Below are 25,183 nucleotides of genomic sequence, written 5' to 3' on the forward strand. Positions count from 1 at the left end.
AGATATCAAATGAAACTAAAAAAATACTTGATCAGCGCGGCTTTGGTTTCAGCTCTCGGCGCACCACTTGCCGCTGAAGAGGTTAAGATCGGTGTTCCTACTTGGACAGGCGCACAGGCTATTGCCCATGTCTTGGGTGAGATCGTGACCACCCGCATTGGCGGCACGGTGGAGTACGTGCCCGGTAACAACGCCACAATCTTTCAAGCGATGGATCAGGGTAAGGGCGATATCGATGTGCACCCCGATGTATGGCTGCCAAATCAGGAAGCGTTTACCAAGCAATATGTTGATGGTGCTGGCACCGTAACGTTGTCATCGAACCCCTATCAGGGCAATCAGGGTTTCTGCGTCTCCAAAGACTTTGCCGCAGAGATGAATATCACCGACATCGCGGATCTTGGACGCCCCGATGTGGCGGCCGCGATGGACAGCGATGGCAACGGTAAGGGTGAGATGTGGATCGGTGCACCCGGCTGGGCCTCGGCCAATGTGAACGAGGTGAAGGTGCGCGACTATGGCCTGTTGGACTTCATCGATCCGATCCGCGCCGAGGAAGCTGTTAAGACCGCGCGCATCAAGGACAGTATCGCCAAAAAAGAAGGATATGCCTTCTACTGCTATGAGCCGCATGCCGTCTGGTACATGTTTGACGTGGTGATGCTGACCGAACCGACTTATGACCCTGAAAAATACGTGATGGTGCAGCCCTCCGACGACCCTGACTGGTACAACAAGTCGATGGTAGCCAGCAAGGACGCTCTGAAGGAAGTTCAGATCGCTTGGTCCAACTCGCTTGGGGATCGCTCGCCGGCGATTGCGGAATTCTTTGCGAACTTCTCCCTGACCGCCGATGACGTGAGTTCGCTGGCCTTCGAGATCAGTGCCAATGGGCGCGATGCTGAAGAAGTTGCAGCCGAATGGGTTAACGCCAATTCCGAGCGCGTAGATGCGATGCTGGGTCTCTGAGCCAGACCAAAAAACAACGGGCAGCACCTAGCGGTGCTGCCCCACTTAAAGGCACGCACGGGTGGGCGGATGAGCGACGAGACTGTAATCGAAATTTCCAACATCTGGAAAATCTTCGGGGCAAAACCTGAGGCCGCTCTGGAAGCCATTCGTGCGCGGGGGCTGACCAAGGCTGAAGTCCTTGCTGAATTCAACGCGGTGGTGGGCGTGGCCGATGTCAGCCTCAACGTCAATCGCGGTGAGATCTTTTGTATCATGGGCCTATCAGGGAGCGGCAAATCCACACTCGTGCGCCATTTCAATCGCCTGCTCGAACCGACGGCAGGCAAGATCGAGATCGAGGGCACGGACGTCATGGCGCTCGGCACAAAGGAGCTTCAGGCTTTCCGCAACCGGAAAATCGGCATGGTGTTCCAGAATTTTGCTCTGATGCCCCACCGTTCGGTCCTCGACAACGTGGCAATGCCGCTGGAAATCCGCCAGGTCGCCAAAAACGAGCGTATGCGGCAGGCGGCCGCCATTCTCGACATTGTCGAACTGGGGGCGTGGGGGTCGAAATTCGCTCACGAACTCTCTGGTGGTATGCAGCAGCGTGTGGGGCTTGCCCGTGCGCTCGCGGCCAATCCTGATGTTCTATTGATGGATGAGCCATTCTCCGCACTTGATCCCCTGATCCGGCGGCAGTTGCAGGATGAGTTCATCCGGCTGTCCAAAATCCTTAAGAAGACCACGATCTTCATCACCCACGACCTTGATGAGGCCGTTCGCATTGGAGACCGGATTGCGATCATGCGTGACGGCAAGATGGTGCAGATCGGCTCGGCTGAGGACATTGTCATGCATCCCGCTGATGACTACGTCGCTGATTTCGTAGCCGGGATATCGCGCTTGAAGGTGGTGCATGCTCATGCGGCGATGCAGCCCTTGGACAGCTATCTCGCTACGTACGGCCCACTGACTGCTGACATTGATCGGGTGGACCACAATGAGACGCTTTCAGCTTTGATTACGCGAGCCATCGACGACGAACGGCCGGTTCTGGTTTCCGAAGGCGGCGAGGACAAAGGTGTCATCACTCGCGCAGATTTATTGCGCACCGTGATTGAAGGGACGGAAATGTCATGAGCGAAGATCTTGGTGTGAACCCCCTTGAAGACACAGAAAGCGAAGCCGCGCAGGCCTATGCCGAGGAACGCCGCGAGAATATCCGCACCTTTGTGCGCACAAGCCCCGACTACTACATCCGCAATTTCGACAAGATCGGGGCTTCCGCACGCTTTACAGCGACCTTCAATGTGATGGCCGGGCTCTTTGGTCCGATCTGGTTCGGCGCACGCGGGCTTTGGTCATGGGCATTGGCGTTTCTTGTCGTCGAGGCGATCGGCTTTGTGCAGATCGCGCGGGGCTTATTCGGAGATCTGGGAGCAGACGCGCTAGCCCGTGTGACCTCGATCGAAGGTACCCTCGATTTGCGCTACCAGCAGCTTGCGGCAGCTCAAGAGAGCGGCTCGGATCGAGCCGCGGCCATTCAACGCCAGATCGAAGGGCTGGAAGCCAATATAGAAGGCTTCCGCGCTGAGGCAGAGTTGCTTGCCGCGCAAGGCCCATCGATTGCTCTGACCGGTGTTGTCATCTTGCTTGTCGCCAAGCTCATCCAGGCTGTGGCCGCCAACTGGACACTGGAGGCCCGGTTCTCTGACTGGCTCTCAGACCGCACCATTCGCTCCGGCATGCCGGTCAGCCAGATAGTCTTCAGCGCAGGTTTTATGATCCTGCTGGTCGCGACTGCAATGGTCCACTATAGTTTCCCGGGCCGTTTTTCATTTCTTAGCGAATTCCCGACAGATAACTCAATTCGCCTGGCCAGTATTGACAGCGTAGAAGCATTTATCGCCTGGTGCGTCGCCAACAGTGTGGCATTCTTTGACGGGCTCACCGCGGCCATTCGCTGGTTGCTGGATGCCATGGAGGTTGCGTTGGTTCAGACCCCTTGGATCGTGGTGGCCGCGCTGATCGTTCTGTTGACATGGCTCACGGCTGGTTTGCGCATGGCTATATGGTCTGGCGCCTTTCTGGCCTATATGGGCCTTCTCGGCTTTTGGGAAAAAGCTATGACCACTTTGGCGCTTCTCGGCACAGCGGCGCTGCTTTCCATCGTGATTGGCATTCCTTTGGGCATGTTCTCTGCGCGTCGACCGCGGTTCTACGCCTTCATCCAGCCAATCATGGATTTCATGCAGACCATGCCTGCCTTTGTCTTCATGGTGCCTGTGATTGCCTTTTTCGGGGTTGGCAAGCCAGCGGCAGTCATCGTCACCATGATCTTCGGCGGGACACCCGTGGTACGCCTTACAGTTTTGGGCCTGCGCGGTGTTCCTGAGAGCGTACGTGAAGCCGCGATCAGTTTTGGCGCCAACAAGTGGTACCTTCTCACTAAGGTTGATCTGCCGCTCGCCAGCCCCTCCATTCGCGCAGGCATCAACCAGACAATCATGCTGTCGCTGGCCATGGTCGTGGTGGCCTCGCTTATTGGTGCGAAAGGGCTGGGCGAAGACGTCCTCGAGGCGCTGCAATACGCCAATGTAGGCCAGGGTATCCTCGCAGGCTTTGCCATTCTCTTCTGCGCGATGATCCTTGATCGGATCGTTCAAGGTCAGCGAAAGTGACCCCCTTTGTCCTGGTTCATGGTTTCATGGGGGGCAGCGCACAATGGGATGGGTGTAGAGATACCCTGCAGCAGCACGCTGATGTGATTGCCGTTGACCTGCCGGGGTTCGGAGCAAATGCCCATCTGCCGCCAATCGACAGTATTGGCGGATATGCGGATTGGGTCGTCCGGCACCTCCGCAGCCTTGGGGTGGAGGAGTATTTTCTGCTGGGTCACTCCATGGGCGGCATGATCGCTCAGGAAATTACCTTGCGCGATCCTGAAAGGATTAAACGCCTGGTGCTTTACGCAACTGGTGCCATCGGTGTTTTACCAGGGCGGTTCGAGACCATTGAACAGAGTAAAAAGCGCGCTGCGGAAGACGGCGCAGCGGCCACCACACGCCGGATCGCAGCAACTTGGTTTCTGGATCGCGAAGCTGCACCCGGATATGAGCACTGCGCCGCGATTGCCGCTCAAACCGCGCTGCCGGCTCTGGAGGCGGGCTTAGACGCGATGCAAGTTTGGTCAGGAGAACAGAACCTCCCCCAAATCCAGCAAGAGACCCTCGTCCTTTGGGGCGACAAAGATCGGACATATCCATGGAGCCAAACCAATATGCTCTGGGAGGCGATCCCAAATACATCGCTTGCTGTCGTGCCGGCCTGCGCCCACGCTCTCCATGCGGAGAAATCCGAACTTTTTCAACACCTTGTATCCGACTTTTTGGATAGCTGAGGTGTGCAGCCGACTTTTTCAATGGCAGGGGTCCAGCCGAAGGCAACTTTGTTTGCGCAATCTGAAACCGAGCTGCCCTCAGATTTGCTCATGCGGCGAATGATGGCGAAACGCTTGTGAAAATGGCTCGGCCAAAGTTAGTCAGAGCCGATCATCCGTTTGTCTTACATTCACCTCTCGACCGAGGCGCGAGTACCTTCAGAAATCGCAAATCGGACGGGTATCTAGATCTTGTTTAACAATACTGACGTCCGCGCTTTGGTATGGCCAAAGGCCTACAAAACCTTATGCCATAGAATGTTTACTTGGCTCCTGGGAAAACCATTACAATTAAAGAGAAAGGATCAAACAGAAGGCAATCGAGATCAGGCGTCTGCTTCACCAGAAGTCCAGTGCAAAATAAATCCGACCAGATGAACCAAATCCCCTCTTAGATCAAGGAGCCATTTGTCCCAAAATCGCTGAGGACGGACAGAACGGACGAATACAACCCAAATAGGTTCTGGAAGAGTGAAGCCGAAGACTGGTGGCCAGAGGAGCACCGGCAAACCGACCAAACCTTTTGGCAACACGATCTGTCAACTAGCCTTTACAGACTCTGAATATTGTTCAGCTTGCTAGAGTTGTTCCGCTTGTCGATCCGGCTCGCTAAGATAGTGTCTGAGGAAACAGGCAGGAAAAATCAATGCGCAGTACAATCTTCATCACCCTTGTGGCATTTGTTCTCGGGATACTTGTGACAACTGACTCTGCTACGGCGGCCTCTCTTGGGCGATACGAGGTTTATGGTGTCGAAGAGGGTGACATGTTGAAGATGAGGGCTGGGCCGGGAACGGGATACATAGTAATTGTTGGTCTTCCAAATGGAACTGCCGTGCGGGTTCACAGTTGTGAACAAACCGGCAGCACCCGTTGGTGTCGTGTGTCGCTGGATCGCGTGCGTCAGCTCAAAGGATATGTCTCTTGGGCCTATTTGCGAAAGATATGATGTGACCAATCCAGAGGACGCAGTTTGTTCTCTGCCGCGACAGGGAAACTATCTTCGCTGTAGGGCTATTCGGTGACTATGTGTTTAATCGCTTTAATCATCGCATTCGCTGGATCGGTCGCGACCTTGGTGAAAATACATACTTCCAGACGATTGTTGTAACGCCCGCGCGTAAGCCTGTGTCTCTGATCGGATCTGGCCTATAACGGTCTGCTGCTGACCTTGTCGGGGATCCGGCATGTGCGGACCAGGGCTAACATGCCGCCAATGGAGTTGATGGCGATTGCCACACGGCATAGCGTTCCGATCATCGAGCAGTTCGAGAGTGTCTATGACATGCACCGGCTCCGGACGGATGCACGGGCACTAGACGGCGTCGAAGGTTAGGCTATCGCATTTTAGGACAGTCACAGGCTAATGACCAAAGCCGACGCTTATGTCCTGCGTCACAAGGTGCTTGTCGGATTGGCGCATGAAAAGAACCTGTTGGCCAGAGTCGTCAAAGGTGCGCTGGGCGCTGTCTTACCGCTTTTGGCACCAGACACCGCCGTGCAGGTTCAACCCTACCATGACGATGTCATGAGGTCGGTCGATGTACACACTGGCGCGATTGATGTCTTCTTGTCGGAACACTGGGATTTCGCTCGGAAAGAGTTCACACTGAAGGCCAAGGCAGCGCTTGATCCGCGGTTGCAACTGGTTGATCTCCGGGCGCTGAAGGGGATGCCGCCCAGTAAAAGCTTGCTTGAGATCCTCGAGCGGGCATCAAGTTCTGAGAACAAAGCTCAGGCGATCCGACCTCTGGTTGGGGTGCAGTGGTAGCCGCTGGATGTTTCCTATGGGCCGTGGATGTATCGTTTGAAACGGTGTATGCAGCGAACCCATTGGTATCCGGCTCGCGGTATCTTTCACGCTTGAAAAAACGGACGTACTATCCTATTCAGATCATCGACTGCGGCAAAACAAATGGCATCCCGCCCGCAGGTATCGTGTTGATCGGCAAGTCGATACCGTAGACCTGCTGCATCGTCTCATTGTTGAGAACGGCTGACACTGTGCCAGACGCCCAGACTTTCCCTTCGCTCAGAATACATACCTTGTCGGCGAACAAAGCTGTCAGGTTCAGATCGTGCATAACCACTACAACACCTCCGCCTTGGGCAGCGAAGTCCCGCGCGATGCATAGAACGATGATCTGATGTGCGATGTCCAGGCTTGCAACGGGTTCATCCAGCAACAGCCAGCGCTGCTGATCCAGATCTTTGGTGTCCCAGACCTGCGTCAGAACACGCGCCATCTGAACGCGTTGCTGCTCACCGCCAGATAGGTTCTGGTAGGACCGCGTTTCGAAGCCTCCGAGGTCAACTTGCATCAATGCCCGAGACGGCAACGTGTCGTCTTCGGCAGCCAAGCCATTCGCCAGACCAAGCCTGACGACTTCGTGCACAGAGAAGGGGAAAGCCACAGTTGTTGCCTGCGGAAGAACGCCTCGTATGGCCGCCAATTCCCAAGGCTTTAGTGCCGTGATCTCGTGGCCGTTTAATGAGATCCTGCCGGAGCTTTGGATTTCTCCCGACAGTGCTTTCAGCAAAGTGGATTTACCGGATCCATTCGGGCCGATGATGGCCGTGACTTGCCCGGGTTCTGCTTTAAAATCCACGCCTTTCAGGATCTCTTTGCTTCCGATGCGGACGCTTATGTTTTCAGCTTTCATACTTACATTCCCATTGAGCCATGGCGTCGAAGCAGGATCCAGAAAAACACCGGCGCACCAAGGATCGCGGTCACGATCCCGATTGGCAACTCCGCAGGAGCGACGATCACGCGGCTGATCATATCTGCGCACAACAGTAGCGTGGCCCCCAGCAGAGCTGAATTCATCAGCAAGCGATGGTGGTCTGGTCCAGTGCTGAGACGCAGCAGATGCGGCACCACGATTCCGATAAAGCCTATGCCACCCGACACGGCAACGGCGGCACCAGTTGCCCCAGCGACCGTCAGGATCGCGAGGTTTTTGCTTCGCTGGACTGGAATACCCATGTGATGGGCAATGGCCTCACCCATCGCCAAACCGTTCAAAGCACGGGCAAGAAACTGTGTGCACACAATTGCGGTCAGAATAATCGGGGCAGCCGTTGCAACCTTTACCCACGTTGCGCCAGCAAGCGAACCCATACCCCAGAAGGTGAGGTCTCTGAGTTGCTGATCGTCAGCCATGTAGATCATCGCTCCGGATACAGCTCCGGCCAAAGCCGCCAGTGCAATGCCTGCAAGCAGCATTGTGGCGACCGATGTTTGCCCTTGACGCGTTGACACGCGATAAAGGATCAGAACCGAGGCCCATCCCCCCAGAAAGGCCGCAAAGGCAACCAGCCCGTCGCCTACCCAGGCGAGGACCGTGCGAGGCAGGAGGCCACCAAAGACGATGGCTGATATCGCGCCCAACCCAGCACCCGCGCTCACGCCGACAATGCCAGGATCGGCCAGCGGATTGCGGAACAGCCCTTGCATCACCACGCCCGAGACTGCCAGCGCCGCTCCAACAAGTATGCCCATCGCCAGACGGGGAAGTCTAATGTCCCATAGAATGATCCGGTTCAGGTCCGACAACTCACGCCCCTGAAGTAAGTCCAAGACCGCAATCGTCAGCGAGGCTTCGGACGCTCCAACCGAGACGCTGACCACACTTGTTACGGTCAGGACGACAACTAGAAACAGCGTCACGCGCCTGGCCCTGATCCTTCGCGCGTCAGCGCGCATCGGAGCGCCGTGGTCTAACGCCAGCGTCATGATCCGCTCGCGTTTTGCAGCGCCGCCGATAGGTCCAAAATTGCATCTGCTGTACGCGGGCCAAAGCCCAGAAGATACGCACCTGCCATACGGATCAGGGCTTTGTTCTGCCCTGCCGGGGTCAGTTGGATCGCGGGCATTGCAAAAAGGTCTTCGTCCGAAGTTCCGTGATTGCCGCGCCGCTCCATCATCAGGATCACGTCGGGCGCGGTGACTGCCAACGCTTCTGGCGTCATGGTTTTGAAGCCATTGACGCCAGCCGCAGCATTCTCACCGCCTGCCATTCTGATAATGCTGTCGGCCTGAGTGTTGGCCCCACCGACGGTGATTTCGCCATCCCGTGCCGAAAGGATGAACAACACACTCAACGGGTCCGCACCAGCGGAGATCGAGGCACTCTCTTGCGCCTGGTCCAGTTGTTGCGCGGCGCTTGCAGCTAACTCTTCGGCTTCAGCCTCAATGCCCAAAGCAGCGCCCACTGCGCGGATTTTTTCTACTATCCCATCTCGGGTAAACTCTTCGTCGATTGTGACAAATTCCACACCGGCTTCTTGAAGCACCGAAATGGCATCTGGCGGGCCGGAGCCTTCCAATGCCAGGATTAGGTCGGGTGCGACGGACAGCACGCCTTCGGGCGAAAGAGCGCGCCGATAACCCACATCCGGCAAATCCATCGCATCGGCCGGGTAAGTTGAGGTCCGATCACGGCCCACCAGCCGGTCTTGTTGCCCGAGAGCATAGATGATCTCGGTGATTGAACTGCCGATCGCGATCACGCGTAGTTCTTCTGCTTGCAGAGTAGTGGCTGAGAGAAAAGCAGCTGTGCAGAGTGATAAGAACCGTCGCACTACACCACCTCTTTTTTGACTTCGTCGGGCAATCCTGCGACCAAAGCATCCCAGGCGGGGCGGTGGTCAGTATCGCCGGCGCGTCGACCGAATATCTGAAAAATCAATCCGCCTTCAGCGTCAAACGCTTCAACTGAAACAGCGGGTCCTCGTTGGGTGGGTTTGGTGACGGCCCAGACGTCGGCAATATAATCGGTGCGCAGATGCAGGTTGAAATCCGGGTCCAGCACGTTCAACCAAGGCCCCATCTGTTTCAGCTTCTTGACCGGACCACCATGGATTTCAATGCAACCGCGATTGCCAACAAAGACCATGACCTCAAGCTTTTGATCACGCACCTGTTCAAACATCTGTGGAATTGTGTCCGGATTTAGTGCCCGCACCAGGGGCGCACCGGCGATACGGTAGGCCCCCAACCGGTTCATTTTGAGCTTTGACGTCAAGCGCATGAACTGATGCGTGTCCGTCATCTTAGCCCACTCATTGCGCAGGACTTCAGTTTTGTCTGGATTGGCCTTGGGTGCCTCGGCTGGTTTGCGCTGCTCGACAGTCATCGTCTGTGATTGATCGTCTGCGGCCAGCATCTGTACCAGATGTGTCCAGTGATCCAGATCCGAGCCGTCTCGGAGGAAAATCTTGTGAACCGCGTCTCCGGCCGCATCAAATACTTGAATCGAGCGGCGTGTTCCGGATTTCGTTTCACGCTCGACCGCGAAGGCATGAACCCAGTGACTGGGGAACATGCGCAGGTCAATCTCTTGGGTTAGGACCATCGCAGCATGGGCGCTGGGATGATAGTTGTCGTATTGCCCGACTTTCTCAATCACGCAGGACGGGTTGCGTGTCAGCGCCATGACCTCTCCCAACCCGTTTAACTGGCCAAAAAGCGTATCTAGGTCGGATGTCAGCCTTGTTGAACCTTGCCCAGCGAAGGCCGCCACCAGCTGTCCTTCGGACAAACCAAGTGATTCCGCCAGATCGCGATCACGTTTGCCAGCCTTCTCTGCATAGGCAGCACGAATATCCTGAGGGGCCGTAAGCACCTGTTCCATAGTGGATTTCCCATCATCGAGTGGTTCTGTGAGGCGCTGGCCCGGCCCATGATCCCGTCATTGGCCCGCTGGCAGTGACTGCAAACTCAGTCACGGAAATATGTTGACTATTTTAGTAAGTTTTATTAGCGAGCACAAGTCATCGCTGAAAGGCGATTCCAAAAAACACCAAAAAAGACAGACCTTAGCCAGCGAACTGCAAGCATCTCCGGTCCTCAAACCACTCGAAGGGACAGAAATGCGTGCTTCAATTCGAAAGGCGGGCCTGCTTGGTACCGCCTCTTGCCTCAGTTTGATCGCAGCGGCCGCTTGGGCGCAAGAACAGGATGATGGGTTCCTAGGCACTCTTGAGCTGGGCGAAAGCAAACGGGAAATCCAGACCGACACCGCAGTACCTATTACCAATATCGATCAGGAAGAAATCAATGACCGTCAGGCCAACACGGTTGCAGAGCTGATCGATACGGTGCCTGGTGTGACTCTGGTGAATGGCTCGACACCACAGGGGTCAGGTATCAACATTCGCGGCTTCGGCGCCAACAGCACCTTCGGCACCGACCAGAAAGTTCTCATTCTGATCGACGGGGCAACAACCGGTTCGGAAGAGCTATATAGGATCGGCAACCAACTCTTCACCGATCCACAGCTTTACAAAAGCGTCTCCGTGATCCGGGGCACTGTCGGGTCGTTTGAGTTCGGCTCGGGCGTCGTGGGAGGCGTGGTTCAATTGGAAACCAAAGACGCCTCGGATTTCACCGGCGGTGAGCCCGGCTTCCGGTTCCGTCAGACGTTGGAAGGCTATTCGAACGGAAGCGGCTTTGCCTCATCGTCGATTCTGGCGTGGCAGCCGAACGAGCAGACCGAGTTTCTGTTCAACTACACCTATCGCGATCAAGACGATCAGGAAGACGGGAATGGCGGCTCGATCGGCAACAGCGCCTTTACCCTGCCTTCCCTGTTGGCGAAGGGTAAATACAGCTTCGGCGACAACCTGGAGCATTCGATTACCGCATCATGGAACCAATCGACCTCGGAAGAACGGGACGTTCCGTATGACTCATTCGGTACATCTGCAGACGCTTTTGGAAATGTGGATCGTGATATCGAAACCCGGATTGGCATCCTGCGATATCAATACCGGCCAGCAGACAACGATCTGATCGATTTGGATGTGAACCTCAGTTATTCCGAGCAGTCCATCGACAGCAGCTATGTTCCTGGCTCCTCTAGCTTAGAGGGAACTCCGTTTTTCCCAAGCATTCGGGCTCTGGCGGACGCGTCACATAACTATGAAACCACCAAACTGACGATCAAGAATACCTCGTATTTCCAAACTGGAATCGCTTCGCATGATCTTCGAGCCGGGATCGAGTTCATCAATCGAGAGCGTCTGGATGCCCCGTCAGCTCCTGGTGGGACCGATCGTCGGATTGCCTTGTTCGCTGTCGATGACATTCAGATCGGCGATCAACTGACCATCACACCAGCGCTGCGTTACGAAACGCAGGACATCGAGGGGGATGGCGATACAGCACCTTTCAATGAGAGCTACGATAACGATGCTCTGATGGGGGGTCTGTCGGCGCGGTACGAATTCGCAAACGGTTTCGGCATCTTTGGCGGCGGTGCGTACACTGAAAGCCTGCCTATCATCGACGACCTTGGCACCCCGGTATTCATGACCCAACCCGAGAAATCGCGCACCTGGGAAGCAGGGTTTTCGTTCAATCGCGGAGATATCTTTGCCGAGGGCGATGTCGTGCGCGCCAAGGTGAATTTCTACGACACCAACTTGCGGGATGTCACATCGTACACTCAGTCGAATCCGATTACCGGAGCCTCGGTCCTTTTGGACAAGGTCGAAACGCGCGGTGTGGAAATTGAAGCATCATATGCGAACGTTGGCGGATTCTATGTCGACTTTAACGCCAACGTCGTAAGCGGCACGGAAACCAATGAAAACGGGCAGGAATCCCGCTGGCGCAACGAACCATCGGATTCGGCGCGGATCACATTCGGCAAACGGTTTGGCGAAACGCTTGATGTCAGCTGGGAGCTTTTCGGAGCCAGGTCTGGCTTTGATTCCTCAGGCGACCCGGTTGCCGGATTTGGCGTGAACACACTGCGCGCGTCCTACTTCCCGCAAGAAGGCGCGCTCGCAGGGTTCGAAGTTAGGGCAGGTATCGAGAACATCTTCGACAAAAACTACCTGCCGAACCTGTCGACGCGCAATGCGCCGGGCCGGAACTTCAAGCTGACCGTGGCCAAAACCTTCTGATCAAGAAAAGAAAGAACCAATAATGCGAATAGCGGCGAAAAGAAATGCTCGGTTGGTCCTGCTGGTCCTGCTCCCAATTCTGGGTGCGGGGCTTGCCTTCGCCGAGGGAACCGGTGGCATTTCGGTAGAGCTGAGTTCTGCGGAAGAACGAGACCAAAATTGCCTGCTCAGCTTTTTGGTCGAAAATACCTATGACGCTGATATCGAAAGCGCCGTCTACGAAACGGTCTTATTCGGCGCCGAAGGTGGCGTTGCTCTGCTGACGCTTCTGGATTTCGAGGATCTACCTGCAGGGCGTCCTAGGGTTCGCCAATTTCAGTTCGATGGAATGACCTGCAACCACATCACTCGAATTCTGATCAACGGCGCGCAGGAATGTTCGCATCAAGGCGGGATGGAGAATGCGTGCATGTCGAACTTGAAAGTAAAAAGCCGCCTCGAAACAGAGATGATTAGATAAGCCGATGGATGTGATCATTCAGAAATTGACAAACATCCTTGCGCTCGGCGGGCCGGTTGTTGCGATCCTGATCGTAACCTCAGTCGCAACCCTGTCGCTTGTCATTTACAAGCTTTGGCAATACGCGGCCGCCGGCGTCGGTCGCCATATCGAGCTGTCTTTGGCGATTGAAGCCTGGGACCGCCGGGACCGGGTTGCTGCGGTGGCGCATCTGGACAAAAGCCGCAGCTATCTGGCCCCGGTGATCGCCATGTCGTTCAGTGGTGATAGCAGCACGCTGTCCGAGCGTGCCGATGCCGAGGCCGAAGCGCGATTTGCGGGGCTCGAACGGGGCCTCAACGTGCTGGACATGGTGTCTCAGCTTGCGCCACTGTTGGGTTTGTTCGGCACCGTTCTTGGCATGATCGAAGCCTTCCAGACCCTGCAAGGAGCGGGTAATTCGGTAGACCCTGCACTGCTTGCAGGTGGCATTTGGGTTGCCTTGCTGACAACGGCTGCAGGATTAGCCGTCGCCATGCCAACTTCGCTTGTGCTGACTTGGTTCGAGGCACGCATGACGCGTGAGCGCATTTTTACAAACCGTGCCCTACGCACCGTTTTCGCACCTGGTCACGCCGCAGAATGCAAAGCGACCGGGATGCCAAAGGCAGCCCTTGCCCATGGCACTTGACACCCGCGCCAAGCGGCGCAAGCGCCTGTCGATGACTTCGTTGATCGACGTCATCTTTTTGCTGCTGCTGTTTTTCATGCTTACTTCAACCTTCTCGAAATTCGGCGAGATCGAGTTTTCAACGGCTTCGGCAGGCGGTTCAGACCAAGACATCCCGATCCGCTTTGTGAAGCTTGAACAGGGTCGTCTTCTGGTCGACGGGACCGTAGTAACCCTGGATAGCGTTGCCGCGCTTTTCGACGGGACCTCGGAGCAAATGGCACTGATCAGTCTCGGCCAGAACGCAACTTCGCAACAACTGATTGACCTGCTGACGGCTTTGAAAGGCGTGGCTCACCTACGGACGCAGGTGATCGGATGATGCAACTGAAACCAAAGGCGAGGCGAACCCGAGAACCCACAATTGCTCTGATCAACGTCGTCTTCCTGATGCTGGTTTTCTTCATGATTGCGGGTACGCTTGCCCCACCGCTTGGCAACTCGGTGCAACTGGTCGAAACGCAGAACCTTGAAGGGCGCGAGCCGCCAGATGCGCTCGTCATCCGTGCCGATGGTGTGCTCGAGTATCTCGGGGCCGAGCTGACGGACGTTGAAGCTTATGTTGAACGCGCTTCAATTGACCTACCGCTGGAAGTAGTACGCTTGGTTTCCGATCGCGCGCTTCCGGCGGTGCGGCTGAAAGCGGTTAGTGATGCCCTTCGTGCCTTGGGCGCAAACAAGGTCTTTGTGGTGACACAAAGGGCTCTGCAATGATCCCCAAATCCCGCGCCATAGCCGCATCTGCGATTGTATTGGCCGCCGCCACCCACGGTCTTGCTTTGCATGACTTTGGCGCACAAACGTTGACGCAAATCGAAGGTGGAGGCTCGGTCGACACAGCGGCACTCGGGACGTCCTTTAAGGATTTCACTGCTGGAACGATTGCATCTGCGCCGGCCTCGACCCGGAAAACGACTGTAGAGCCTGATCAACCAATTAAACAAGCAAACCCCGAGCGGCAGACAGCGAAGGCTGCAATACCTATCGCAAAACAGGTCGCGCCTTCGGCGAAAGGAGCATTGAAGCTAAAGGTGCCTCAAAAGGCAAGCCAGCCCGAATTGACCCAAGCCGAACAGCCTGAGGCTGAGCCCAAACGCAAAACTGCAAAGCCTCCCGTGCAAAACGCAGAACTTGAGGAGAAGAAAGTCGCCCAGCTCGCTGCAAAAGCAGGCAATGGTGAACGCGCTAGAAAAAAGGGCAGTACAACGGGCGAAACCAACAAGGGAGAAGCCGCCGCAGAAAAGACAGCCCGTTCAACCTCGGCCCAGGGCAATGCCGATGCAAGCAACTACGCGGGCAAGGTCAAACGCAAGATCCTTCGTGTGCGACGCAAAAGCGTGAACATCCGCGGTGTGGTTCTAGTGACGTTTCGCATCGCTGACAGCGGAGCTTTGGCATCGGCCAACATTGCCCGCAGTTCAGGTTCAAAGCGTTTGGATCGGATCGCCTTGTCACAGGTGCGCGCGGCTGCACCTTTTCCAATTCCGCCTGCCGGGGCCCGTCGAGAATACACTATAGAAATTTTGAGCAAGTAGAGGTGAATGCACGAGGCCGGAAGGTTTCTGAGTACCATGAGATCAGCACCAGATCGCGACACCGCGAGTGTGAACGGTAATTTCAAAATGCCCCACAGCACGCGTTAGATAGACTACGCAGCAGCCGTTCTGACGTTTCCGACAGGGGAGTTTTGCGAGCTTAGTTTCGCGTCATCCTTTTTGCTCAATCCTTTTGCAATTACAGCGAACGATCACGTGAATCCGTGGAGTTTTTTGTTTCGATTGAAGCGGCCGATTTGCCAGCAAGTTTTAACGGTGGTTTTAGTCCGCTGCGCGTAGGTTTAACCCACTACACATTTAGCTTCTGCATCGAATGTCGGGAAAGCAAATTGCGACCGCAGTTTCTAGTCAGGCCGTTGAGAATCTAGTTTGGGCCGTTGATAGGTGGTGGGAAAGCAGGGCAGGGGCTTATGCTGCGCCTGCTCAATGGTTCGCAAGGATCCAAAATCAGTATTTTTTATAAATACTTATAGAGTTTAAGCATCGCAGGCGGGCGGTCAGCATAAGCGCGATGATAGCTGCTTTAGGTGACCCCCAGATTTTTGAAAGTAAGCAAATGAGATTGTACTAGAGCTTGATGCGGAAAGCTGCGAAACCGTCTGTGCCATCTCCGGCGTCTTCGATTGAAACGCCTTTGACTTCGCCAATGTAGTCTCGGGCCTTAGGACCGGTCTCGAAAAGCACGGTTGTGTTCTCAAGAGGTGCAAAAGACCAATTGGCGTCCGCTTTTGGGTTGATCGTTCCCTGTTCAACAATATAGCGCACAATGACGTCGCGATTGGTGTCCGGGGCCTCGAATACAATTGTATCACCCAGTGCGCCGGGGAATGAACCTCCGCCCGATGCACGATAATTGTTGGTGGCGATAATGAACTCCATGTCATCAGTGACCGGTTTACCTTGGAAGGACAAATTCACAATTCTGGCTGCGTCGGGATTCACCTCTTCGCCCTTTGGTCCAAAGCGCGACGGTTGTGAAAGGTCGATCTGGTATGTCACACCATCCATTACATCGAAATTGTAAGATGGAAACTCTGGGTTCAGTAGAACCGCGTCCTCTGAGCCTGGCTCGATCTTGTTGAACATTCCGGCCGAACGCTCCAGCCAACCACGCAGCTGAACACCGTTCACGCGCACCGCGCGCACCGTATTTGGATAGAGATACAGATCAGCCACGTTTTTAATAGCAACGTCCCCGACCGGGACGTCGGTGTAGTAGTCGGGGCCTCCGCGACCACCCGCCTTGAACGGCGCTGCCGCTGATAGGATCGGTAAACCAGCGTGCTCGGTACCTTTCAGCATTTCTTCGACATACCATTTCTGTGCGATTGAAACGATCTGTACAGACGGATCGTCAGCAACAAGCGCGAAATAACTATGCAACGGAGCAGATGTCTTTCCAACTGCGCGACGGACATAGGCGAGCGTTTCGTCGTGATCCTTCGCAACCGAGTCGAGAACCTTCCGATCGTCTCCGACCAAAGCGGTGATTGAACGGTCTTCATTGCGTTGAGAAATCGCGCGGGCCTCTGACGTCGTTGTAATAACGCGCCACTCATTTCCGTCCCTTTCCAGCAACAGATCTAGCAAACCAAGATGTGAGCCCCAGAAGCCGCCCATTACAGCAGGTTTGCCCATCAGGGTGCCCTTTTCGACATCGATACCGGGTCGGTCCGAAAATGTCGGCGAGGGGAAAACAAGGTGATTGTGGCCCGTGACCAACGCGTCGATCCCGTCAACACCCGCCAAAACGACGGATGCGTTTTCCATACCGTCGATATGATTGGCGTCGCCGATACCAGAATGTGAAAGGGCGATGACTAGGTCACACCCTTGTTCTTTCATCTCTGGCACGTATGCCCGCGCGGTTTCGACGATATCGCGGGCTTGAACATTGCCTTCCAGGTACTTTCGATCCCAGTTCATGATCTGCGGCGGTGTAAAGCCAATTACGCCGATTTTGATTGAGTGCTTGGTCCCGTCGCCCGTTTCGATTTCACGGTCGATGATTGCGTAAGGTTTGATCAGCGTTTTGTCGTCACGTGGAGTTGCGCCTTGTGCCTTTGAAACGTTAGCCAAAACGACCGGGAACTCCGCGCCCGCGAGTGATTTTTCCAGAAAATCCAGTCCGTAGTTGAATTCGTGATTGCCCAAAGTGGCGGCATCATAGCCAATCGTGTTGAACGCGGTGATAATCGGGTGGGCGTCTCCTTCTTTCATGCCACGCTCATAGGCGATGTAGTCGCCCATTGGGTTCCCTTGAAGAAAGTCACCATTGTCGACCAAGATCGAGTTCGTCGCCTCAGAACGAATTTCGTTGATGATTGAGGCCGTACGGGACAAGCCCACGGTGTCACGGGGTTTGTCAGCATAGTAGTCATAGGGGAACACATGAACATGGATGTCCGTTGTTTCCATAATGCGCAAATGCGCTTGGTTGGTGGCAGCCAAAACTGAAAAAGGATGTAGGGTTATAGCCGCTGCTCCGGCAGTTGTTGCAAGAAATTGGCGACGCGAAATTGACGAGCGGCTGGAAAATGACATGGGTGACCTTTCGAATTGGCTTGCAACGAGAATTGTTGCCGCTTTTGCATAACGATCTTATGACAGTTTTTCCTACCACATTTTGCAGACTTATTTCAGGGGGTTTGGACAAGCACCATGCACCTACTCCCGAGAAGTTGCTCAGTGATTGTCTGAGGTGAAATCAAGCCAGAAGTGTTTTGATAACTTATGTGTAACTTGCTCGGTGCTTCGTACCATTGTCCGTGCATCATTGACGGCGCAAAACTATTCTGAAGGGGATCGCAGGAGCCTGTTCTGGACGGTGCGTTGCCCAGGCCCGCCAGTGACGTACGTTAACCGATAGTCGGCGTAAGCGACATTGCCGGTCTTGCCACCGCCTTGACCCATGAAGGACTCACTGGCATGCGCCTCCAATTATCGTGCGAAATCCGGGCTTAAGACCCCGTGAAAGTTGTCCGTGAGCATTCGCCATCCGTCGATCCAGAGCAGGAGGCGGAACAATGTTTGGAGCCGCCGCGACACTTTGAATTTCTGGCGCTACTGACGGTGAGTTATGATGTTGAAACCTTCTTCGGGTGATGGTGGCACGAAATGCCGCGCAATTCGGCGATATTGATCTTCCGTTGCTGCAAAGGCATGAGCGCCTTCTTTGTTGCGCTCGTGCAGCCGGAGCAGACAAACCTCATCTGACACATCCAAAAAGTGAAGGTGGTGCTGCGCAGCTGCGCCTTCCAGCAGGTCGCGCATCCAAGCCCTATTTTCAATTGTGTTCGCTGGAAAATCGAGAACGACGGAAACGCCAGCCTTCAGCAAAGAAGCCACGTGACTCCCCATGACCGGGCGCAGTTTCAAAGCGCAATTCACATAGTCCTGAAGGGACTTCATCTGATCGCCAAACAGGGCGCTAAGCCACTCATCTTCTGAAATGAGCACGGCCGCGTCTCTTTCCGCGAGTTCCGCTGCAAGAGTTGATTTCCCAGAAGCGACTTTGCCGCATAGCAAGTGAAGCGTTGGAACAGCCTGTGACATAAAGCGAACTCTCGGATTACCTGATGGTCCCTGCGCTAAGTTGGTCCGCCAGTTGATCAAACACCAACCTGATCCTTCGTGCGGTATGTAATTCGGAGTGCGTCGCCAGCCAAATCGGGAACTTAAACGGCTCGCGGTCGGGAAGCACGCGCTCCACACCTGGCGTTAAGGCAGCCACATCATCCGACATTACACTTATGCCAAACCCTTGGCGCACCAATTCCCAGGATACTATCCCGCTTTGTGAGCCAATCCTGAAGCTTTTTCGGGTGACCTGAATGCCCGCCGGATCGAGAAAGCCGATCATCGTGTCGATGTCCCCGAACCCGACAAAGTCCAATTTCGCAAGTTCATTTTCATTTTTAGGCCGTCCGACCTGATCAAGATACGAAGGTGCCGCGTAAAAATGGGCGCTGGCCTCGGCGACAAGCTTTGCTGTCAGATCCGGCTGAGTTGGGCGTACATGTCGGATCGCGATATCAGCCTCACGTCGCTGTATGTCTCGTATGTCATTTGCAGCAACGATGTCTATCTCTAGTCGAGGTGCTGCAAGTCGAATCTTTTTCAGTATCGGTGGCAGCTGGTAGGCAGACATCACATCGGATGCAGTAATCCTGACTTGCCCTTCAACAGCTTGCGACTGGCTTGTCGCAGTAAGAGAAATCCTGTTTGCCACATCCGCCATTTCTCTGACATGCAACAAAAGCTCGGCGCCAGCTGTCGTCAACTCTAGCGACTTGCCGACTCTTTCAAACAGGGTGATGCCAAGCGCAGTTTCCAGTGCAGCAACTTGACGGCCGACAGTGGGTTGAGTTTGCTCAAGAACGCGCGCCGCTGCGGAAAATGAGCCTTCTTCGGCTGTCGCAAGAAAGGACCGTACCTGATTCCAGTCGAAGTTTATAGCTTTCCAATTCATGCATTTATGCATAACATTTCTGCGGATTGTAGCAATTCCATAAATGATTGTTTGGACGTAAAGGATACGGCAACAATCTTGTAAGAGAGTAATGAAATGACTGCTTTGTCCAAGGATGCCGCGTTCTGGAGCAAAATCTCGCGAAAGTACGCGGCAGACCCAATCCGCAATATGGAAGGGTATCTGAAAACACTTGAGCTTACGAAGTCGTACCTGAAAGCAGACGACAACGTACTGGAAATCGGGTGCGGGACGGGTTCAACAGCGCTGCTGCTTGCACCGCATGTTGCCCATATCACCGCGACGGATCTCGCTCCGGGCATGATCGAGATTGCCGATGAGAAGCGGGCGAAAGAAGGATTGGAGAATGTCACTTTCAAGGTGGCCGAAGTTCTTGAGCACGGTCTTGACGAAGGGTCTTACGATGCGGTCCTGGCGCACAATTTACTTCATCTCCTGCCCGATTTGGACCAAGCGCTTGAGCACATTTCCGCACTTACAAAACCCGGTGGGTTTTTCATATCCAAAACCGTTTGCGCACCTGAGAACGGTGGTTTTAAGTATGCGATGATCAGCCGGGTCGCGATCCCAATCCTGCAGGCTCTTGGGAAAGCCCCATTTGTGCATTTTGTGTCTGGATCAGTGCTTGAAAGTAAAATTGCGTCCGCAGGCTTCGATATCCTCTATACGTCTGATCAAGCCTCAATGCTCCAAAGCCGCTATATTGTTGCGCAAAAATCTTGAAGTTTTAGTTCGTTCAGTGGCATCCGTTGAAACGATCTTTGCGTCACATTGCGCGATATTTTCCTACGGGAATGAACGGAGTTACTTTGGTCTACTTCTACTTAAAGAGTAATATTGCGAAAGGCCGTTTTGTCCGCCCTGCTACCATCCGAACGCATGGCAGCTAGGGTTGGCTATGAGCCCAAAGTGGGCTCCTGTTGCTGTGGTAATCAAAAAACCAGATAGGACTAAGTATTGGCGCGATGATCGAGTTGGTTATATCGAAATAAAAATAGTGATGGGTGCTAAGGTTCTTGTGACAAAACTTGACCTCGACTGGTAAACGAGATTCCTTGAGTGCCGCTTCCGCCGACCATGATTGCTTCAACGATGGGGGGCTGTACTGGCACTTCTGCCGACCAGGTGACGACGAAGTTCGCGCCAATCCCATCTCCGACGCTACCAATAGGTATTAGCGCATTGATCGACCCAAATGGCATCAGTTGAACGGGCTCATTTATGAGAGTTTCCAGAAGCTGCCCCGCTCTGTCGTAATAATCGACACGCTCAACTTTGATCTCTGATTGAACACTAATGTTGTGCACAACAAGGGTAGACGCGAGCGGCTCGCTGCGGCCCTCCTGCGTAAAAACTCGCGAGTAAGAAGGAACATAAATGACTTGAGAGGTTACATTCTCCGAAACCTGTGCGAATGAAAGGCTTGGTACGTTCATCAACGAAGCCAAAACCATTGAGAATGACCAAAAAGTTTTGCGGGAGAAAAACTTCATGTAGGCGAATGCTCCGTTTCTTCTGTTGTCAAAATGAGCATACGGATGACAAGATTCGGCGCAAGAATATGTCTGCTTTGTCCCCCGTCCTGTCATCTGCGGGTCTTGCGGATGAGGTCCGCGATTAAGCTCTTGCTGTGGTTATAAGCATCGTAGCATCAAGTTAATTGACTGACAGCGAGGCACGGAAATGGAATTGATTTGACTCGTAATTTTGTTCTGCTGACAGGGTGTTCTGGCGGCGAAAAACCAACCCCGCTAAAGGCTTTGGAAGAATGCGGGTTCGATCCGGGTAATGGTCATGTATTCTGTTTTCCCAGTATGGGGAGTTTTTTTGCGGGGTATTGGCAGATTTAGGATAGGTCGCTTGCCAACTCGTTTTGGTACCCAAAGAGTGCAGGCAACCCACCCGTGTGCACCATGACGACTTTCTGTCCGGGTTGGATTTTCCCTTCGCTTACCAAATGCAACAACCCTGCGAAGGTTTTCGCGGTATAGACGGGATCAAGGAATATTCCTTCGGTACGAGCCATCTTGTCCAATGCAGCCCGCGTGCCTCCACTGAGTTTCCCGTAGCCGGGAGGCAGCGCTTCGTCCATGACGTTAAGCCTGTCATGCAACGGTGCTGCGTCGATATCCAACAAATCCGCCAGTTTCTGGAGAACGGTTTTCATGCGGGCCATTTGCTTTTCGCTATCCCGGCGTACGCAGACACCAAACACAGAAGCGGTGTTTTCTTCCAAGGCTACTCCAGTCAACAAGCCTCCATGTGTGGCTCCACTACCTGAGGGTACGACAATCGCATCGACATCAGGCATCTGCTGACACAATTCTTGCCCAGCGACGAAGTAGCCCAAAGCACCCAAAGGCGGGTGGTTTAGTCCCAGATGAATGACATAAGGTTTGCGCCCTTGCGCCTTCAACTCGTCGGCGCGAGCGTGCAACGCGGCGTCCGCACCGACTTCGTCCTCGCCTTCGGGGTAGGTCATGTGTTCGGCACCCAGAATTTGTGCCAACAAAACATTCCCAGAGCTGTAATACGCCTTGCCCATATCGGACACACGCTCTTCCAGTTGCAGGACGGATTGCATGCCCAGTTTTGCTGCGGCGGCTGCAGCAGACCGAACAAAGTTTGACTGAACTGCGCCGGTGATCAGAATAGTATCCGCACCTTTCTGCAGGGCATCACCGAAATAGAATTCAAGCTGACGCGTTTTGTTTCCGCCAAACCCAAGCCCGGTGAGGTCATCGCGTTTCAGCCAGAGGTCGATGCCCAATTCCGAAGACAACCTGTCCAGCCGCTCCAATGGGGTTGGGCCTGACATGAATTGGGCCCGCGGAAATCTGTCCAGTTTGTTGTCTTGTGTCATCGTCTGCCCTTCGAGTTTACGCGATCGCAAATGCGCGATGAAAGAGAACGCCGCAGGCCATCAGAGATACCACGCGGATCGCCGTTGTGACCAAGGTCTGCGGTAAATGTGGCCCCATTGCACGACCAAAAAAACTGCCGATCAACGTGAGCGCCACGAAGCCCCATAGCTGCGGGCCATAAGCGAAGGCTTGAGTCTCGGACAGGCTATGCAACAGGAATGCGATGCCGTATGCCACCAGCGCAATGGGTTGAACCAACTTGGCAACTTCTTTGGCAGGGCGGCCTTTCGCAATCAATCCAAAAACCATTAGCGGGCCGGGCGTCGCTGCCCAAACAGTCGCCAGCCCGGACAAGCCGGAAACGGTCGAAAACCCTGCTGTTCCAATTGAGCGGCGCAGGGGCAGCAAGGTCGTCACAAGCCCGATCAGCAACAGGCTGGCTGTTAGGGCAAGGACAAACGCCTCGCTTAGCCAGGGGTATACGACAAGGCCCGCGACCACTCCGAGGAGACATCCGATAATTGCCGTGCGAATGGTTTGTCGGTCGGCCTTCAGCACCTGTCGGTCTGTCGCGACCGCTGAAACGACAGTATTCAACAGCAGCAGTATTGGAACAGCCGTTGATGTACCAAGCAGGATCATCATCGGCGGTCCGGCAAGGATGCTAAACCCGATGCCGACGCCGACTTGCAGCATTGCGCCAAGGCCGATGGCAACCATCAGGATGGTTAGGTCGACGGACACTAAAATCCTCCAAGTCCCGCGCGATACTGCTGTTTCTTTACGTCCAAGGCATGATGCCAACATAGGAATTGCGCGTCGCAACGGTATGCGCCATCTGCGCCAGTGTCGTCAAATCGAAGACGGGAAGTTGCAACTCGTCCTGAAGGCGCGCCGCATAAGGCGGCAGATCGGTACACTCCAACACAAGCGACCGTATGTCCGGCGCTTGCCGTTTAAGTCGCCGCGCCGCCTCAAGGACTTCAGCCTCAATGAGGTCGGTGTCCATACGGGTGCGCGTGTTTCGCAGGATCACCTCAGCGAATTCGCTGGTGTCCTCTAGCCCTTGTACCGCGACGGGAATGCCCGCAGCGCCGACACCTTCGAAATGCTTCGGCGTCAGAGCGGATGCATCCGCGGTCAACACGCCCACCGGCGCATTCGCCCCGGTCATGTGAAAGGCCAGAGGAACCTGTATCAAGCTGGATGCAAAGACGGGAACGGAAACCGCCGCAGCCAATTCCTTTTGAAACAGAGCCAGAAATCCACAGCTTCCCGTGATTGCCCGAACGCCCTCGGCCTCAAGCCGTTGCGCGCCCTTGATAAAGGGTGCCAATAGCTCGGGTGTCGGGTTGTTTAGCAGGGTCGGTACGGTGATGCCCTCGATCATTTCGTAAAGAACGGGAAACGGAATGCTGGACGGATTCTTGATGTGCCCGGGCGGTTTGGGGAAATAGCTTTCAAGGCACAAAACCCCGATCGAAGCCCCGCAGATGTTTTGGCCACCTTTGTAAATTGGCATGGTGCTCAGGTCCTTTCGAATAGGGGATTTAGAAACGGGCCAGCGAGAACGGGTCTAGGTTGATATTCGGGCTGCGTCCGGACACCAGATCTGCCACAAGCTCTCCGGTCTTTGGCGCCATCATCAGCCCGTAATGAGAATGGCCGAACGCGGTAAAAAGCCCGTCCTTTCCGTTCAGCGGCCCAATCGCTGGCAGGCTATCGGGAAAAGAGGGGCGTCGGCCCATCCAGAACTTTGCCGCGCCAGTATCGAGGTCCGACACCAAAGATTTTGCCTGATCGGTCAGTATCTTTTCCTTGCGCGGATCCGCTGGCGCATCGACGCTGCCAAACTCGGCCGTACCGGCAACCCTAAGGCCGCCCTGCATCGAACTTGCGACGACCTTTGCGTCCACATCCATGACCGAGTTGTTCAGCACTGCCGAAGGGGCCGGGAATTCAACGTGGTAACCCCGTTCGGCCACCAACGGCACAGGTATGCCAAGGGGTTTGAGCAGGCCGGCAGACCACACTCCGGCCGCGAGGACAACATTGCGCGCGTGCAGCGTGTCATGTGACGTGGCAAGCTGCCAAATGCCGTCTTCGGTGTGGCTCAGCTTGGTGACTTCGGACCGCACAAACTCAGCACCTTGCGCACGTGCTTTTTCGGCCAATACAGCGCCCAAACGCCCGGGAGACGTTGCGCGGGCCTGACCTTTGATCACAATCGCTGCCTTGAGGTCTTTTGACAGAGCTGGTTCCAAGCGCCGCAATTCAGCGCCGTCGACCCGCTCCAATTCACCGCCTTTTTCCTGGCGGATCAGATAGCCAAGATCATCAAGGTTGGCTTGTTCAGGGTTGCGGAACGCGTGGATGTAGTAACTGTCCACGATCAGCGCTTCGTGGCCCGTGCCCTGCAGGTGCCGACGGTACAGATCAATGGAGGGGCGACACAAAATCTCCATCGCATCCGAGACTTCACGAACCGTCTTCTCGCCAGACTTGCCCAGAAAGCGCAGCCCCCATGGGATCATCTTCGGCCAGAAGGACGTCCGTACCGAAAGCGCGCTTTTCGGGTCCAACAGCATTTGGGGTAGCTTTTTCCAAATCCCCGGAACGGCCTGCGGAATGATCGACCAGGGCGACACAACCCCCGCGTTGCCGAACGAGGTTTCCTGCCCGGGGTCGCTCCGGTCGATAATTCGGACCGGTATGCCCCGTTCTTGCAGCGACAGCGCGCAACAAATGCCGACGATCCCTGCGCCGATGATGGTCACTTGCTCTGTCATCGC

Annotated in this window: 26 protein-coding genes; 14 read left to right on the forward strand and 12 right to left on the reverse strand. The window is 54.8% G+C overall.

The window, feature by feature from the left end; all coding sequences use genetic code 11:
* Positions 1–9 precede the first annotated feature (9 nt).
* From ACP15L_RS18145 to ACP15L_RS18175, 7 genes are all read left to right on the forward strand, one after another.
* Positions 10–969, forward strand: coding sequence for a glycine betaine ABC transporter substrate-binding protein (locus ACP15L_RS18145; RefSeq protein ID WP_170377011.1), 960 nt, complete (start codon positions 10–12; stop codon positions 967–969).
* 69 nt (positions 970–1,038) lie between these two features.
* A complete protein-coding gene (locus ACP15L_RS18150; protein ID WP_425085247.1) occupies positions 1,039–2,094 on the forward strand; it encodes a quaternary amine ABC transporter ATP-binding protein in 1,056 nt (351 codons plus the stop codon).
* Positions 2,091–3,635: an ABC transporter permease subunit gene (locus ACP15L_RS18155; protein WP_425085248.1), complete on the forward strand. Its 1,545-nt coding sequence runs from the start codon at positions 2,091–2,093 to the stop codon at positions 3,633–3,635. The genes ACP15L_RS18150 and ACP15L_RS18155 overlap by 4 nt, the downstream gene beginning before the upstream one ends.
* Positions 3,632–4,354, forward strand: coding sequence for an alpha/beta fold hydrolase (locus ACP15L_RS18160; RefSeq protein ID WP_425085249.1), 723 nt, complete (start codon positions 3,632–3,634; stop codon positions 4,352–4,354). The genes ACP15L_RS18155 and ACP15L_RS18160 overlap by 4 nt, the downstream gene beginning before the upstream one ends.
* Positions 4,355–5,039: 685 nt before the next feature.
* Positions 5,040–5,342 (forward strand): SH3 domain-containing protein, encoded by a 303-nt coding sequence (locus ACP15L_RS18165; protein ID WP_170690236.1) that lies wholly within the window; start codon positions 5,040–5,042, stop codon positions 5,340–5,342.
* 240 nt (positions 5,343–5,582) lie between these two features.
* The gene (locus ACP15L_RS18170) at positions 5,583–5,729 is read left to right on the forward strand and encodes a hypothetical protein (protein WP_425085250.1); all 147 of its coding nucleotides are present in this window, start codon (positions 5,583–5,585) and stop codon (positions 5,727–5,729) included.
* Positions 5,730–5,759: 30 nt separating this feature from the next.
* Positions 5,760–6,164, forward strand: coding sequence for a hypothetical protein (locus ACP15L_RS18175; RefSeq protein ID WP_425085251.1), 405 nt, complete (start codon positions 5,760–5,762; stop codon positions 6,162–6,164).
* A 118-nt stretch (positions 6,165–6,282) separates the two neighbouring features.
* Here ACP15L_RS18175 and ACP15L_RS18180 read toward each other — a convergent pair whose 3' ends face one another.
* From ACP15L_RS18180 to ACP15L_RS18195, 4 genes are all read right to left on the reverse strand, one after another.
* A complete protein-coding gene (locus tag ACP15L_RS18180) occupies positions 6,283–7,056 on the reverse strand; it encodes a heme ABC transporter ATP-binding protein (protein WP_425085252.1) in 774 nt (257 codons plus the stop codon).
* A 2-nt stretch (positions 7,057–7,058) separates the two neighbouring features.
* On the reverse strand, positions 7,059–8,132 hold the full coding sequence (locus ACP15L_RS18185) for a FecCD family ABC transporter permease (protein WP_425085253.1): 1,074 nt from the start codon (positions 8,130–8,132) through the stop codon (positions 7,059–7,061).
* Positions 8,129–8,908, reverse strand: a complete 780-nt coding sequence (locus tag ACP15L_RS18190) for a heme/hemin ABC transporter substrate-binding protein (RefSeq protein ID WP_425085254.1) — start codon at positions 8,906–8,908, stop codon at positions 8,129–8,131. The genes ACP15L_RS18185 and ACP15L_RS18190 overlap by 4 nt, the downstream gene beginning before the upstream one ends.
* Before the next feature lie 71 nt (positions 8,909–8,979).
* On the reverse strand, positions 8,980–10,032 hold the full coding sequence (locus ACP15L_RS18195; RefSeq protein ID WP_425085255.1) for a hemin-degrading factor: 1,053 nt from the start codon (positions 10,030–10,032) through the stop codon (positions 8,980–8,982).
* 238 nt (positions 10,033–10,270) lie between these two features.
* Here ACP15L_RS18195 and ACP15L_RS18200 point away from each other — a divergent pair, with 238 nt between their 5' ends.
* From ACP15L_RS18200 to ACP15L_RS18225, 6 genes are read left to right on the forward strand one after another with little or no spacing between them, the layout of a single operon-like run.
* Positions 10,271–12,310 carry a TonB-dependent receptor domain-containing protein gene (locus tag ACP15L_RS18200; RefSeq protein ID WP_425085256.1) on the forward strand — a complete coding sequence of 680 codons (2,040 nt, stop codon included), beginning with the start codon at positions 10,271–10,273 and terminating at the stop codon, positions 12,308–12,310.
* A gap of 22 nt (positions 12,311–12,332) precedes the next feature.
* On the forward strand, positions 12,333–12,770 hold the full coding sequence (locus ACP15L_RS18205; RefSeq protein WP_425085257.1) for a hypothetical protein: 438 nt from the start codon (positions 12,333–12,335) through the stop codon (positions 12,768–12,770).
* Between the two features lie 4 nt (positions 12,771–12,774).
* Entirely contained in the window at positions 12,775–13,440 is a 666-nt protein-coding gene (locus tag ACP15L_RS18210; protein ID WP_425085258.1) for a MotA/TolQ/ExbB proton channel family protein, read from the forward strand.
* Entirely contained in the window at positions 13,430–13,801 is a 372-nt protein-coding gene (locus tag ACP15L_RS18215; RefSeq protein ID WP_425085259.1) for a biopolymer transporter ExbD, read from the forward strand. The genes ACP15L_RS18210 and ACP15L_RS18215 overlap by 11 nt, the downstream gene beginning before the upstream one ends.
* The gene (locus ACP15L_RS18220; protein WP_425085260.1) at positions 13,798–14,193 is read left to right on the forward strand and encodes an ExbD/TolR family protein; all 396 of its coding nucleotides are present in this window, start codon (positions 13,798–13,800) and stop codon (positions 14,191–14,193) included. The genes ACP15L_RS18215 and ACP15L_RS18220 overlap by 4 nt, the downstream gene beginning before the upstream one ends.
* Positions 14,190–15,014 carry a TonB family protein gene (locus tag ACP15L_RS18225; RefSeq protein ID WP_425085261.1) on the forward strand — a complete coding sequence of 275 codons (825 nt, stop codon included), beginning with the start codon at positions 14,190–14,192 and terminating at the stop codon, positions 15,012–15,014. Before ACP15L_RS18220 ends, ACP15L_RS18225 begins: the two co-directional genes overlap by 4 nt.
* A 588-nt stretch (positions 15,015–15,602) precedes the next feature.
* On the opposite strand, the gene ACP15L_RS18230 is transcribed toward ACP15L_RS18225, so the two are convergent.
* The 3 genes from ACP15L_RS18230 to ACP15L_RS18240 all read right to left on the reverse strand — a co-directional run bounded on the left by ACP15L_RS18230 (position 15,603) and on the right by ACP15L_RS18240 (position 19,506).
* The gene (locus tag ACP15L_RS18230; protein ID WP_425085262.1) at positions 15,603–17,579 is read right to left on the reverse strand and encodes a bifunctional 2',3'-cyclic-nucleotide 2'-phosphodiesterase/3'-nucleotidase; all 1,977 of its coding nucleotides are present in this window, start codon (positions 17,577–17,579) and stop codon (positions 15,603–15,605) included.
* 519 nt (positions 17,580–18,098) lie between these two features.
* Positions 18,099–18,590, reverse strand: a complete 492-nt coding sequence (locus ACP15L_RS18235; protein ID WP_425085263.1) for an AAA family ATPase — start codon at positions 18,588–18,590, stop codon at positions 18,099–18,101.
* Positions 18,591–18,606: 16 nt separating this feature from the next.
* Positions 18,607–19,506, reverse strand: a complete 900-nt coding sequence (locus ACP15L_RS18240) for a LysR family transcriptional regulator (protein ID WP_425085264.1) — start codon at positions 19,504–19,506, stop codon at positions 18,607–18,609.
* 96 nt (positions 19,507–19,602) lie between these two features.
* Between ACP15L_RS18240 and ACP15L_RS18245 the strand changes: the two genes are divergently transcribed.
* Positions 19,603–20,250, forward strand: a complete 648-nt coding sequence (locus tag ACP15L_RS18245; protein WP_425085265.1) for a class I SAM-dependent methyltransferase — start codon at positions 19,603–19,605, stop codon at positions 20,248–20,250.
* 284 nt (positions 20,251–20,534) lie between these two features.
* Here the strand turns inward: ACP15L_RS18245 and ACP15L_RS18250 are convergent, their stop codons facing one another.
* The 5 genes from ACP15L_RS18250 to ACP15L_RS18270 all read right to left on the reverse strand — a co-directional run bounded on the left by ACP15L_RS18250 (position 20,535) and on the right by ACP15L_RS18270 (position 25,180).
* Positions 20,535–21,020, reverse strand: coding sequence for a DUF3124 domain-containing protein (locus tag ACP15L_RS18250; protein ID WP_425085266.1), 486 nt, complete (start codon positions 21,018–21,020; stop codon positions 20,535–20,537).
* Between the two features lie 353 nt (positions 21,021–21,373).
* Positions 21,374–22,390, reverse strand: coding sequence for a D-cysteine desulfhydrase family protein (locus tag ACP15L_RS18255; protein ID WP_425085267.1), 1,017 nt, complete (start codon positions 22,388–22,390; stop codon positions 21,374–21,376).
* Positions 22,391–22,406: 16 nt separating this feature from the next.
* Positions 22,407–23,135: a TSUP family transporter gene (locus ACP15L_RS18260; protein WP_425085268.1), complete on the reverse strand. Its 729-nt coding sequence runs from the start codon at positions 23,133–23,135 to the stop codon at positions 22,407–22,409.
* A 37-nt stretch (positions 23,136–23,172) separates the two neighbouring features.
* A complete protein-coding gene (locus ACP15L_RS18265; RefSeq protein ID WP_425085269.1) occupies positions 23,173–23,913 on the reverse strand; it encodes an aspartate/glutamate racemase family protein in 741 nt (246 codons plus the stop codon).
* Between the two features lie 28 nt (positions 23,914–23,941).
* Positions 23,942–25,180 (reverse strand): NAD(P)/FAD-dependent oxidoreductase, encoded by a 1,239-nt coding sequence (locus tag ACP15L_RS18270; protein ID WP_425085270.1) that lies wholly within the window; start codon positions 25,178–25,180, stop codon positions 23,942–23,944.
* Positions 25,181–25,183: the final 3 nt, after the last annotated feature.

This window comes from Ruegeria profundi (genome assembly GCF_049800715.1).
Lineage (GTDB): Bacteria > Pseudomonadota > Alphaproteobacteria > Rhodobacterales > Rhodobacteraceae > Ruegeria > Ruegeria profundi_A.